Source organism: Streptomyces sp. AC550_RSS872 (genome assembly GCF_019049285.1).
Lineage (GTDB): Bacteria > Actinomycetota > Actinomycetes > Streptomycetales > Streptomycetaceae > Streptomyces.
Genome location: NZ_JAGMUL010000208.1, coordinates 122,114 through 134,749, shown reverse-complemented (window position 1 = coordinate 134,749; position 12,636 = coordinate 122,114). Strand labels below are relative to the sequence as shown.

10 protein-coding genes and 2 pseudogenes are annotated in these 12,636 nt (G+C 65.7%); 3 read left to right on the top strand and 9 right to left on the bottom strand.

Features of this window, described 5'->3' with window-relative positions; all coding sequences use genetic code 11:
* Positions 1-1,208: 1,208 nt before the first annotated feature.
* Positions 1,209-2,007 (bottom strand): annotated as a pseudogene (locus tag KUM44_RS44140) (IS5 family transposase).
* Between the two features lie 56 nt (positions 2,008-2,063).
* Here KUM44_RS44140 and KUM44_RS44135 point away from each other — a divergent pair.
* Entirely contained in the window at positions 2,064-2,822 is a 759-nt protein-coding gene (locus KUM44_RS44135; RefSeq protein WP_308402860.1) for an HNH endonuclease, read from the top strand.
* Positions 2,823-3,338: 516 nt separating this feature from the next.
* Here KUM44_RS44135 and KUM44_RS47445 read toward each other — a convergent pair.
* The 4 genes from KUM44_RS47445 to KUM44_RS44115 all read right to left on the bottom strand — a co-directional run bounded on the left by KUM44_RS47445 (position 3,339) and on the right by KUM44_RS44115 (position 8,939).
* On the bottom strand, positions 3,339-4,295 hold the full coding sequence (locus KUM44_RS47445) for a BsuBI/PstI family type II restriction endonuclease (RefSeq protein ID WP_217215416.1): 957 nt from the start codon (positions 4,293-4,295) through the stop codon (positions 3,339-3,341).
* Positions 4,292-5,752, bottom strand: a complete 1,461-nt coding sequence (locus KUM44_RS44125) for a class I SAM-dependent DNA methyltransferase (RefSeq protein WP_217215415.1) — start codon at positions 5,750-5,752, stop codon at positions 4,292-4,294. Before KUM44_RS44125 ends, KUM44_RS47445 begins: the two co-directional genes overlap by 4 nt.
* Positions 5,753-5,981: 229 nt before the next feature.
* Positions 5,982-7,004 carry a hypothetical protein gene (locus tag KUM44_RS44120; RefSeq protein WP_217215414.1) on the bottom strand — a complete coding sequence of 341 codons (1,023 nt, stop codon included), beginning with the start codon at positions 7,002-7,004 and terminating at the stop codon, positions 5,982-5,984.
* A 573-nt stretch (positions 7,005-7,577) separates the two neighbouring features.
* Positions 7,578-8,939: an NAD(P)-binding domain-containing protein gene (locus KUM44_RS44115; RefSeq protein ID WP_217215413.1), complete on the bottom strand. Its 1,362-nt coding sequence runs from the start codon at positions 8,937-8,939 to the stop codon at positions 7,578-7,580.
* Between the two features lie 344 nt (positions 8,940-9,283).
* Here KUM44_RS44115 and KUM44_RS44110 point away from each other — a divergent pair, with 344 nt between their 5' ends.
* Complete coding sequence (locus KUM44_RS44110) at positions 9,284-9,655, top strand: helix-turn-helix transcriptional regulator (protein WP_217215411.1); 372 nt, start codon at positions 9,284-9,286, stop codon at positions 9,653-9,655.
* A gap of 524 nt (positions 9,656-10,179) precedes the next feature.
* Here the strand turns inward: KUM44_RS44110 and KUM44_RS44105 are convergent.
* A pseudogene (locus KUM44_RS44105) lies at positions 10,180-10,322 on the bottom strand (ArsR family transcriptional regulator); the annotation flags it as partial.
* A gap of 90 nt (positions 10,323-10,412) precedes the next feature.
* Between KUM44_RS44105 and KUM44_RS44100 the strand changes: the two are divergent.
* The gene (locus KUM44_RS44100; protein WP_217215409.1) at positions 10,413-10,826 is read left to right on the top strand and encodes an arsenate reductase ArsC; all 414 of its coding nucleotides are present in this window, start codon (positions 10,413-10,415) and stop codon (positions 10,824-10,826) included.
* A gap of 298 nt (positions 10,827-11,124) precedes the next feature.
* Here the strand turns inward: KUM44_RS44100 and KUM44_RS44095 are convergent, their stop codons facing one another.
* The 3 genes from KUM44_RS44095 to KUM44_RS44085 all read right to left on the bottom strand — a co-directional run bounded on the left by KUM44_RS44095 (position 11,125) and on the right by KUM44_RS44085 (position 12,531).
* Positions 11,125-11,328, bottom strand: coding sequence for a cold-shock protein (locus KUM44_RS44095; RefSeq protein ID WP_069768673.1), 204 nt, complete (start codon positions 11,326-11,328; stop codon positions 11,125-11,127).
* Between the two features lie 622 nt (positions 11,329-11,950).
* Positions 11,951-12,145 (bottom strand): hypothetical protein, encoded by a 195-nt coding sequence (locus KUM44_RS44090; protein WP_217215407.1) that lies wholly within the window; start codon positions 12,143-12,145, stop codon positions 11,951-11,953.
* A 29-nt stretch (positions 12,146-12,174) separates the two neighbouring features.
* Positions 12,175-12,531, bottom strand: a complete 357-nt coding sequence (locus KUM44_RS44085; protein ID WP_308402859.1) for a hypothetical protein — start codon at positions 12,529-12,531, stop codon at positions 12,175-12,177.
* Positions 12,532-12,636 lie beyond the last annotated feature (105 nt).

Sequence of the window (12,636 nt, the reverse complement as noted above, 5' to 3'; positions counted from 1 at the left end):
CCGCCATCAGCGCTTTCGCTGGGACGGGGTCTTCGCGTATGTGCAGGCGTGTGCGGCCCGGAGCGGCTGTATGTCGGGGGCTGTGGACGAGGCGTGGACGGGATCTTGAGGCATCGCCGCAGGTGACGTCGAGGCGTGACGCACTTCCGGGGTCGGTCTTACAAGATCACACCTTCCAGACCGCACGACCCGCCACGAAACGTAGGAACCTACGGATCCAGGCACCTCCTATCCCGATCCGTCGCCACGTTCTGCGCGCTCGTTTCGCGCATCCACTGCTGGGGCCGGACGACGGAGGGTCCATCCCGGAGGGATGTTTCGCAAGTGAGCGGCGCGCACCACCCGAGGTATGCAAGCGTCTATACAGCTCACAGAGTAGGGAGGGGAAGTGAGCAGAGAACGCGATCGACGCCTCAGGTTACGGCTGGCGCGACAACGACCTACACCAAGACGGGTCCGGCAACTCCCGCGAGACGCCACATCCCTTTCAGAGCCGCCGTCTGAGCCCGACCCAGATACTGGCCCTGCTGTGAGCTGGTGGCGCCGCGTTCCGTGGGTGCACGTGGGAACCGTGGTTGGTTCCGTGGCTGCTATCGGTGGGCTCATATTTACCGGAATCGCCACCTACTACAGCGCAGCTGTGTCTCACAGTCAGCTGGAGCAGTCCCGAGAGGATTCCCAAAAGAGAAGCAAGGCCCAAGCTGATCGCGTCTCGTGGTGGTGGCACGCCGGAACGGATGGAGGCCGACTGCACCTTATGAACCGATCACCAGATCCGGTCTTAGGTGTCACAGTCGGTATGCTCCTGCTTCGCGGTAAGCAGGCCATCGATCCGCAGTGGGTCCAAATCTTCATCCACGCGCTTCCGCCTTGTTCGGATGCCGCGCTTACTGAGTCCCGCCTCAGCAAGGCAGCGAGCCGCCCTTTTCCGGTTGACCCTGGAGACCAGGTGGCTGCCGTGACGATGTACTTCACCGATCGAAGTGGACAGACTTGGAAACGCGACGGCAGTGATCTTGAACCGTCAGAAGGAAGGCCCTCCGGGACAACAGTTTTGGTTGCGCTACCACCGGTGAAGCCGCTAGAAGCCTGTGGCGATGGAACGAGCTGATATCAACGGACGGCATGGAGCCGGCGTGCAACGCTTCCGGTGACAGAAGCAGAAGCCACTGTCGCCTCACACGGCCCAACCACACTTAGACGTCATCTCATTTGGTGAGTCTGCGGTAGCAGATCAGGGTGCAGGCGATGCTGGTGAAGGCGAGGAAGTGGTCGGCTTTGCGTTCGTAGCGGCGGTGCAGTCGTCGGCATCCGGCCAGCCAGGCCATGGTGCGTTCGATGGCCCAACGGTGGCGGCCGAGTCGTTGCGAGGTCTCGATGCCCTTGCGGGCGATGCGGTGCCGGATGCTGCGGCCGGATAACCATCGCCGCAGGTGGTTGTAGTCGTAGCCCTTGTCGGCGTGGAGTTTGTGGGGCTTGCGCCGTCGGTGTCCGCGGCGGGAGCGGATCGGTGGTATGCCCTTCACCAGTGGGATCAGAGCCTGGCTGTCGTGGGTGTTGGCGCCCGAGATTCCGACGGACAGGGGCAGGCCGGTCCGCTCCGTGATCAAGTGGATCTTTGACCCGTACTTACCCCGGTCTACAGGATTCGAGCCTGTCAGCTCCCCCTTTTCAGGGCCCGCATGTTGACCGAGTCGATCGCGCACCGGGACCAGTCCAGTTCGCCACGGGATCCGAGTTCGTCGAGGACCAGACGGTGGAGCTTGGCCCACACGCGGGCTTTCGTCCACTCCGTGAAGCGTCGGTGAGCCGTCGCGCCGGACGGCCCGAACGAGGCGGTCGGCAACTGTGCCACGTGCAGCCTGATGTCGCCACGAAGACGATTGCGGCCAGCACTTCGCGGTCGCCGTGCCGACGCCGGCCGCCACCCTGGGGTCGCGACGGCGCCTCCGGCACCACCCGCTGGAACAGCTCCCACAACTCGTCCGGCACCAGCCGCTCAACGATCCTCGCCACGACCGGCAGCTTATCCAGCCAAATGAGATGAGCTCTAAGATCCCACCATGGCATCAGAGTTGACCCCTCAACAGGTCCTTCGGGAGTGGCTTCTGACCATGCTGGGGGAGCTAGGTGGCAGCGTACCCACGGCCCGCGCGCTCAAGGTGATGGAGCAGCGCTATGGGGCGCTACTTTCGGAGGAGGATTGGACCCTCACGAAAAGAGGCGATGAGTCTAAATGGTGGAACAGGACTAGGTTCGAACGGAAAAACATGGAACGAGCGAAGCTCCTAGTTCCAGCAAGCGTATCGCGAGGCATTTGGACGCTAACCGAAGCGGGGTGGGAAGAGTATCGAAGAATCCCAAAAGTTGACCCAACCGTGGAGATAGTCGAAGAACCCAGAGACTCTTCACCGGCTCAACCCCCTAATGAGCCAGCCGGGAAGGTATCCCCGTCGCGTGCCGAAGTGAACACGCAGCGCATAATTCGAAGCACTGCCGTGGCAGACCATGTCAAGCGGATTCATGATCACACTTGCCAAGTGTGCGGCATTCGACTTACTACCCCTAAAGGGGCCTACAGTGAAGCAGCCCATATTCAACCCCTGGGGCATCCTCACTCCGGTCCTGATATTGTAGCCAACGTGCTTTGCCTGTGCCCCAATCATCATCTCCTTTTCGACTTCGGCACGCTGAGCGTCTCTGACGACTTGATCGTCACCGATCATTCTTCCGAGAGTTCCCTCGGGCACCTCAGGGAGGCGTCAGGGCATCTGATAGAGCGTGACTACCTTGCGTACCACAGGAATCACCACGGTCGGTAAGGGGTGTCGTGCTGCTGGTGAAGCCTGGCTCATCGGCTGGGATGCAGTGACCCCACAGCCGTCGAGCAACCGGCGGAACTTCTCGTGACTGACTCCCGGGCCGTCTCTGGGCCGTCCAAGGTCACCCGTCGCCGACCAACAACGACAGAAGCCCACGGCATCTGAGCTGTTCAGAGCCGTGGACTTCTTCTGTCTCGCTGGTCAGCGAGACCGATGATCAGTAGACCGGTAAGCCGGGCTGCACTGAGCCAGCGGCCGTCCAGATGCTGCGGGGAACCACGGGGAATAGCGGAGGCCATTCGGCGGTCAGTTGGATCCGCCCACGGCTTTATCGCAGGTCAGTGCAGCAACCGTCACACAGAGATCCAAGCTTCCCCAGCTGACGGTCCACCAGCTCAGTTCGGCCGCGGAGCCTCGTCTCGTTCAAGGCAGCCTCGTACCGTGCCAACAGAGCATCCAGTCCCGCGAGAAGGAGGCCGGCAGAATCCCAACAATCAGAGCGCGAGCTGATAAGGCTTATTCATAGGGGCCGAGGAACCGAGAGCCGTTCAGGTGGATCAGGTGGTCAGGCGCGTCAGCCACCCAAGCCTCAGTCTCCCATGCGAGGTCAGCCAGCCATTTACGCATCGTGGCACGGTCCGGGAAGCAGTTCACGAACACCAGCCCTGCCTTGTCCGTCGCGAAGAGGTTCTTCAGGTGCTCACGCCGTCCGAAGTCGATCGGCCCGTGAGAAGTCACGGCCTCCATCAGGAAAAGCCAACTTCGCTGCTCGTCGTAGACCACGAGGTCCGGGTTCTTGCCGTGCTCGTCGAAAGCCAGCCCGAGACGTGCGAAGACGTCGTCTTGGCGGATGTCGTAGCGGTGATCCTTGGCGTCCCCCAGGTAGAGCACCTGTCCGCCGGGGGCGAAGCGAGGACAGAACTCCTCGACCATGTTCCGGATCAGGGGGTTCTGGCCACCTGGAGAGAGACGGAACAGTGAGCCATCGGGCAGCGTGACCGGGAGCATCTGCATCTCGCGGGTGGCCTTGTAAGCGGCCTGCTGGGTGGGAGCTCCGGCTACCCAGGCGTCGAGGGCATCTTGGAATCCTCGAGTGCCGAAGAGGCGCACTACGGACAGAGCAGCTGGAGCGATCCGGTAATTATTCTTGGAGGAGTTCACCGCGCGCCCTTCGGGAGCATCGGAGTTGTGCTCAGCGAACCCCGCATCGACGAACTGATGGAGCGTTTGCTTGCGGAAGGTCTCGCGCGAGTTCGGGGCGTACTCCTTGCCCCACCTTTCCGCTATGACGCCCATGACTTCCGTGACGCCGAGACGCGGGTTGGTCGCCGTGTCCCACGGCTCGCCGGGATCCAGGCCGAGCAGGGCGAGGGCTGTAAGGGCAGACCTGCTATTGGAGCGGACCTTGTCAAAGCCGAAAGCTTGCAGAAGGGCACTGGCATTTTCGACGGTTGCTCGTGAAGTACTGATCACACTGGGGAGCCTACGACAGCTGGGAACAAGTCAGCCACGAGGGCATCGAGCTTCGTCTGTTCCGGGAGCCATTCCGGCGCGTTCTGTGCCAAGCGCACCAGGTCGTCACGGGAGGGGAAGGGGAGCGTCTTGACGTCCCCAGCGTTCACCTGGGTGTGCCCGGAGAAAGTGCGGAAGATCGCGTCGAGCGTCGAGGAGTTCAGCCAGAGCATCAGCCCGTGCGCGAGCTGAGGGTCGAGAGGCCCCTTCTTCTCGTGCAGGTAGTTGGTCTTGTTGTCCAGGGCAACCGGGCCCTCGTGCTTCCAAACGCCCGCGACCACGCGCCGCTTCTCCTCCTTCGCGGAGAAGCGCTTGATGACGACGTAGTGCCCTTCGGGCAGGAGCAGTTTGCGGGCAGCCTCGGTGCTGGGAGAGAAGCCCTGCGGCTTCTTCGCGGGGCGCTGTGGCCACTCGATCTCTCCGCCGCGAACGTTGGCCTGGTAGACCATCGGCACGACACCGTCGGCGCCGAGGTCTTCGGTCAAGTGCTCGCGGTTGCGAAAGTCGACGACCTTGCCCGTGCTGACGCCCAGGCCCAGGTCGGCCAAGGTGAATGAGACGGCCGGCGGCACGACAGCGGAATCATCGAAGCGGACAAACCGCTCGCGGTCCCCGGGCAGGACTACGGCGTCGAACGGGACGGTGCGGCGGAGCGGGGCGTCGTCATGCGCAATCGACGCTGACAGGACGACCTGTGGCTGCTGGTCGCCCCGTGTGCCAACCACGATGACGTTTTCCTGGAGGACGCCGGCGTCGGCGAACACTGTGTTGCGGCTCTCGAAGACGTGTAGGAGGTCGAGGCTGGTGCGGTCGAGTACCCACTGCCGAAAGGCGCGGTGGTAGGTGCCGTTTGCCCACGAGCGGGGCACGATGATCGCGATCTGGCCGCCGGGGGCGAGGGCGGCTGTCGCCCTGGCCCAGAAGGCTGTGTAGATGTTGCTGGTATCGACCAGGTGCTGCGCAATGCGCGTACGGTGCAGGCTGCCTGCGGCGAGCTTTCCGTAGGGCGGGTTGGCGACGACAAGGTCGAACGGCCCGTCGATGAGTGCGTCATCGTCGGTGAGGTAGTCGCCCTGCACGAGGTCGAAAGTGGTGCCGTAGGTGTCCCTGCATTCCTTGAGCGTGGTTCGCAGGTAGGGCACGACCTGTGGGTCGGTCTCCACAGCAACGACGTGAACGTCCACACCGGGGCGCTCTTCGTGCAGTCGGGCCACCAGTGCGGCGGTCAGCGAGCCGACCCCGGCGCCGGGGTCCAGAACACGCACAGTGTTACTCAGCGCGTCCAGGCGAGGCATTGAGGCGATCAGGGCGGCGGCTGGTGCAGGGGTGAAGAACTGCCCCAGTGCGGCCTGAATCTCAGGGGCAAGGACACTGAGCGCCTCCACCCGTCGTGCCTCGGTGTTCTCGATCACTTTCACGGCGGTGATTCTCTCACGGGGCACCCCTCACGAGGTCGTTGGGGGAAATCTATTGCGGCGTCACTGGACGGACCCGAGCTCGATCGGACGGCTGATGACCTGCGACAGCTTCTGAGCTGCGGGGGCAGTTCACGAACGAGCGAGCCAGGATGCCTGTAGCTGCTGGTGACCTGTCTGTTGCATTACGAGGTTGAGGCCGTGCGCTGACAGCAGCCGTGCGTCACTCAAGTCAACGCCGGTACAGGACAGGAAAACCATCGCGTTGCATGGATTCCAAATCGGAAGGAAATTGGTTGTTCACATAAGCAGGAAACTCTGTGAAGGGTCGGAACATAGCGGTCTTGAAGTAAGCAGCGTCTCTCGTTTCGCGTGGACGTCTTCGGACAGATTCGCAGTGCTGAAGCATGTCCCACGGCCGGGCGAACCACAATCCCACTCCTACATACCGTTCTGTCGGTGCGTGCGCTCGACCGATGATCTGGGCGTGGACCAAGAAAATTGGGGCGTTCAACGCTACTGCAGCTGCCGTTATGTCGTCGCAGTCGGTTGTGTCGAGTTGAAACTGAGACATGGGACTCCCTATGCCGCCTCCAGCAAGTGCACTACGGCCGCTTTTTAGTTCGATTCCCAGCGCGGCTTCACCTGACACGTAATTGGCCACAAAATCGGCTGTCGCCACCCGATCCGCGTCTGACCGCTGCCCCCGAGGGCGCAACTCGACCGGATCAATTTCCCGAAGTGACAACTCCGGCGTCTCCCGGAATTTGTCCGCCCACTCCGATTCAACAAATTTGGCGGATGCAAGGCCCCGCCCGATCGACCGCACGACACGATCGCAGGTACCGCAAAGAAACCACTGCGAGAGGCGCACTTCTCGGAATTCATTACAATGGCCGCAGTATCCGTCGATCTGCTCCCTCGAAACCCACTCCGGTTTCCGATCGCCGAAGGCGCGGTGGGCGTAAGCGTCTCTACACGAATTACACAAGAAGTAGGCCCGCAGTTCGGCGTCTCGGGCAACCTCTGAATGGCGGGCACATTCATACGCCGCGTATGGGTCGGCAGCTAGAGATAGCCCTGCCTCCTCCAGCACCGAGACGATGTGCGATACGGTGCTCGGCCCGATCCCGGGCAACAACCGCAGCTGGCGCTCGTTCAGCGTAAGCAGCTGCTCAACATTGACGACCTCGACCCCCAGCAACTTCTTCTCGACTGCGCGCGCAAATGGCACCTCTGAACCGTGGAACTCCACGGCCCCCCCTCCATGTTGACCCGACAGGGCGATCAACCTAACAAGGAGCATGCACTGAGGCGTCAGGGGTTGTGGACTATCGGTGGACAGGAAAGCAACTCCGGGGCCCTGGAACCGCCGTGACCAGGGTGAACGCAGACAGCCGAACCGCCCTCCGGAGCCGTGTGCGCAGGTTCGAATCCTGCCGGGGGCACTTCGCCTCAACCAGTACGACGATGCGGTTGACCAGCGCAGATGCCAAGCATGAAGAGCGGGAACCAGTCTCACTGGGGCCCGCTCTTTGTCGTTGCTGCGCACTGATCGCGAAGCGGCCGCAGGCAGCGACTGGTGTGTGACCTCCACGCCGAACGATCACACCCGCCCACACCCCTGGGAGGACCCCGTCGCCGCGAACCATTCGCTTCGACAGGACCAAAAGAGGCGGTCGGTCCTCATTGGCCTCCCTTGACTTCAGGCCGCGCTTATCGTGGGCGATCTCCGCTGTCTGTCCACTGCTTGCCCGACACGGGGTGCGTATCGCGCAGCGTCAGAACGTCCCTCCCATCTCCTGCCGTTAGGGATGGTTTTGAGGGGTCAGCAGCCTCCGGAGGCGATCGGGGCGCCGACGCCGATCTGGACGGTGGCCGGAGCAGCGCAGCAGCCGCCGCCTGTGTCGGACCGGGCGGCGTCCGGCTCTTCGAGGAGGCCCCCGCCGCTGCACACGCCGGTCTCCGGCAGGGTCAGCTCCACGCGCTCGGCGGCCTCGCGGTCTCCGGCGATCGCCGCCGCGATGGAGCGGACCTGCTCGTAGCCAGTCAGCGCCAGGAACGTCGGCGCGCGACCGTAGGACTTCATGCCGACCAGGTAGATGTCCTGCTCCGGGTGGGAGAGCTCGGTGGCGCCGTGTGGGTGGACGGTGCCGCAGGAGTGCACGTTGGGGTCGATGAGCGGGGCGAGCGCGGTGGGTGCCTGGAGGCGTTCGTCGAGGCCGAGGCGGACCTCGGAGAGGAACGACAGGTCCGGGCGGAAGCCGGTCAGCACGATGACCTCGTCGACTGGGTCGAGACGACGGTCGCCCTCCGCGACAAGGACGAGCCGGGTGCCGTCCTGCTCGACGGCCTGGGTGCGGAAGCCGGTGACCGCGCTTGCGTGGCCGTTTTCGACGGCCGCCTTCGCGGCCAGACCGAGGGCACCGCGGGCCGGCAGTTGGTCGGCCTCGCCGCCGCCGTAGGTGTGGGCGCCGATACCGCGGCGCAGGATCCACACCGCATGCGTGCCGGGCGCCTCCTTGGAGAGGTCGGCGAGGTAGGCGAGGGCGGTGAACGCGGAGGCGCCGGAGCCGACGACGGCGGTGCGCTTGCCCGCGTACCGGGCACGGACGGCCGGGTCCTTGAGGTCCGGGACGCGGTAGGAGATCCGGTCGGCGGCGGTCTTCTCACCGAGGGCGCCGAGGCCGTCGGCGCCCAGCGGGCTCGGGGTCGACCAGGTGCCGGAGGCGTCGATGACCGCTCGGGCGGTGATCCGCTCCTCACCACCGTCGGCGGTGGTGAGGTGCACGGTGAAGGGCTGCTCCTCGCGGGCCGCATCGACGATCCGGTCGCGGCCGGCGCGGGCGACGCCGGTCACCGTGGCGCCGTAGCGGACCTTGTCGCCGAGGACATCGGCGAGCGGCTGGAGGTACCGCTCAGCCCAGTCACCGCCGGTGGGGTAGGTGGCACCGTCGGGGGCGGTCCAGCAGGTCGGAGCCAGGAGCTTCTCGGCGGCCTGGTCGACGACCTCGGCCCACGGGGAGAACAGCCGCACATGGCTCCACTGCCGTACGGCGCTGCCCGCAGCTGCTCCAGCCTCCAGGACCAGCGGTTCGAGGCCGCGCTCGACGAGGCGGGCGGCGGCGGCCAGGCCGACGGGGCCGGCTCCGATCACCACGGTGGGCAGGACGGTGGTGGGGGCGTTCACGGCGACTCCCTTTGTTTCGACGTTCGTCGATACCTCACCCACCCAGCATTACAACTGATTCGATATACGTCAACATAGACACTCATCGAATTTGAGGGCTATTGCGGAGCATCTCCGTGCCGTAACCATCGGCAGGACGGCATCGTCGAGGACATCGACACCATCGCCCTGACCGCCAGCCACCGGGCACCAGCCACCGGGCACCGCCCCGCCCCCCGCTACCTGGCCCTCCTCGGCGCGCTCGACGGCGCATCGCCCGGCGCATCGCCGCCCGCCTCGCCTGCGGGCAGCGGGAAGGGCGGCAGCCCCTGGGGCATTGCTTCGACGCGTGTCAACATAGACGTATGTCGAATACGGACGTGCTGCCGCTGCTGGAACCCGAGGCCCCCGAGGCTGTGGCGCCGTGCTGCCCGCCCCTGACCGAGCGGCCGTTCACCGCCGAGGAGGCGGAGCGGACCGCGCGAATGTTCAAGGCGCTCGGTGATCCGGTGCGTCTGCGGCTGTTCTCGGCCGTCGCCTCGCACGCGGGCGGCGAGGCCTGTGTCTGCGACATCTCCGACGTCGGCGTCTCCCAACCCACCGTCTCCCACCACCTGAAGAAGCTGAAGGAAGCGGGCCTGCTCACCTCCGAGCGGCGCGGCACCTGGGTCTACTACCGCGTCGAGCCGTCCGTGCTTGCCGCCATGGGGCAGATACTGGGCCAGTACGCTGCCTGACCGGCACTCACCGCGGCGGTTCACTGCAACGGGCACCACGACGCACGGGACCTTCAGGCCCGTTTGCGCCCGGTGAGCATCACGGCCACACCGGCGGCGGTGACGGCGACAACGGCCGCGACCGTCGCGTCCTGCGCGCCACTGCCGCGCCGGCCGGCGCGAAGTCGGCGACCATGCCCGGGGGGACGCCGCCACCAGCACGCCCCTCACCGACGCACGGGCCCCGGTCCGCGCGGCCAGGCCCGGAAGGACGGGCGCGATCAGGCTGTACCCGGTCGCATCCAGCGCCCCCGGTCCCAGCGGCAGCACGCAGATCGCGCCGGACCGTATATGCGGCGTTTGCGCCGACAGTGCGGTGTACGTATTCACCGGGCCCGACGGCGGCGCAGGTGGCGTGGGCCGGTCACCCGTCACGAGGTCGGCTCCGCGTGGGCGGACTGCGGGCAGCACGCCGCATGAGCGCGATGCGCTGCCGCGCAGGGGCCGCACAGGGGCCGCCGCACCGGTGGCTTCGGTGGCCACCGGTTGGAGAGGTTGGTCTGCCTCGCACCCGTCTCCTCCACCAGGTGCGTGGTGCACAGCGTCTCCTGGGCGAGCAGGGTCACGATCCGGAGGCGGAGCGGGTCGGCCAGAACCCGGTCAGATCAGTGTCGACTGACGTCAGCATGCGCTGATACTGTCACATCAGTGGTGGCTGACACCACGGGTGCTGATGTCATTCGCTCCTGATGCCGTCGTAAGACAAGAGAGACCTCTGATGTCCGACAAGCCCTCCGTGCTCTTCGTCTGTGTCCACAACGCGGGCCGTTCCCAGATGGCCGCGGCCTGGCTGAGCCACTTGGCCGGGGACCGCGTCGAGGTCCGCTCCGCCGGGTCCGACCCGGGCGACCAGGTCAACCCCGCCGCCGTTGAGGCCATGCGCGAGGTCGGCATCGACATCTCCGCCGAGACCCCGAAGATCCTGACCGTGGACGCGGTCAAGGAGTCGGACGTCTGCATCACCATGGGCTGCGGCGACACCTGCCCGGTCTTCCCCGGCAAGCGGTACCTGGACTGGCAGCTGGAGGACCCGGCCGGCCAGGGCGTCGAGGCGGTCCGCCCGATCCGCGACGACATCAAGAAGCTGGTCGAGGGCCTGATCAAGGAGATCGCGCCGCAGCCGTCGGTATGAAACGGGCACGAACGGGCGGCTCATCGGTGCCAAGCCCATGGGCGCCCTGCGACGGATGCATCCCCGGTGGCAGTACGTCGGCCGCCCGTTCCGCCTGACAGATGCCGACCGAGGGCGCCCGGCTCGGCCTGGAACGCGGAGTCGCCGGGACCGACAGCAAACAGTGCAATCCAGCATTCGCCGCCATTTCGCCGGAGCGGGCGGCCGACCTCCGACGCTCCTGAAGAGCGACAAGCCGACCGGTCCGGCCCGGTGTCCCGAAGCCGGGATGCCGGGCCAGACCGACGCAGGCCAGGCGTCAGGCGGGGCGGATGTTCTCCGCCTGCGGGCCCTTCTGGCCCTGGGTGACGTCGAACTCGACCTTCTGGCCTTCCTGCAACTCGCGGAACCCTTGGCTGGCGATGTTGGAGTAGTGGGCGAAGACGTCGGGGCCGCCGCCCTCCTGCTCGATGAAGCCGAAGCCCTTCTCGCTGTTGAACCACTTCACAGTGCCCTTGGCCATGACTGTCTCCTTCGAGGGAAACCGGGCACGCACCCTGCGCGACCGGGAGGTGATCGCCCTGGTCCGGAGAGACGCTGAACAGCAAGAACGCCCGTGATGGCGATCACGGGCGAACGGACTTCGGAACCACGACTGCTAATAACAACGCTATAACGGCGTGGCCGCTGCCGCTACCGATGACGCGCCCCTCTAACGATCCCGCTGCGCCGGGCAGCCTCACCGGGCGGGTGGCAAAGCGTCGGTCGGCGAAGCACCACCCCGCCAGGGCGAGGCGTCGCCGGTCAGCAGGGGGCCGACGTACCGCCCGCCGGCTGCGCAGGTCGTCCGACTCGTACAGGAAGACCGTCCGCCGACGCCCCGGATGTCCGAGCCCGCCGGCTGCCGCCACACCGCTTCTCCACCAGGGGCCCAACGCCGCGCCGCCCGCCTGGACGACGCCCCGATCGGGGTGTCGTTCTGGGTACGGCCGGGGCGCGGCCGGCTTCTGCGTCGGTCGCGGCCGCGTGGTCCGCCGCCTGCGGAGTGCGGAGTCCTGCGGCCCCGTGTGTGAGGGCGAGTTCTGGGCGGCCGTGGAACGTTCATCGAGCCTGCGGGCAGCGGGACGGCGGTCCTGCCCGGCCGGTCACCCTTGGTGAGGTCGGCCGTGGTGTGCCGGCCGGTGGTCCCGGTAGGCGGCCTCCCCCTCGCTCAGCAGTTCCGCTGCCTGGTGATGCGTATGCGCGGCCGCCATCTGCGCTTCCGCCACGGCGTCTCCTCGTTCGCGCACGAGGTCTTCATAAATCGGCAGGTGATTGTTTTCGGCGGGCGTGCGAGTCACAACGCCGGTCCTTCCGCTGGGTAATGCCGTCAGGCCCTGTTGAGTCGGGCGGCAATTCCGTGCCCGAGGAGCAGATAAAGGGCAGCCGGGAGGCCGTAATTGAGGAGGACGCGTACGCTGTCGGTGTCCATCATGAAAATGTCCTGTGCCCATCCCCCGAGCCAGTCCGCCGAGCCGTGCACGAACTCCACGAAGGCGTTTCCTTGGTTCGCGTCGAGCAGGTACAGCACGATCCACAGGCCGAGCAGGCCGGCCGAGACGTCGGCGATCGTGCAGATGGTGAGGGCCGCTCTGCGTGCGGTGGCCTGGTTGCGGGGCGAGCGGTCGGGGGCGGCGGCCGCAGGCTGGTCGTACGACTGGTATCCGGAAACCGGGTCGGTGTTCACGAGAAATCCGATCTGACGCGATGCTGGGCGGACAGATCACGGAGCCGATTACGGCCCTTGAGGGTGACCTGTTTCTGCCTGGTTCTGCGTCATCCGAACGCGACC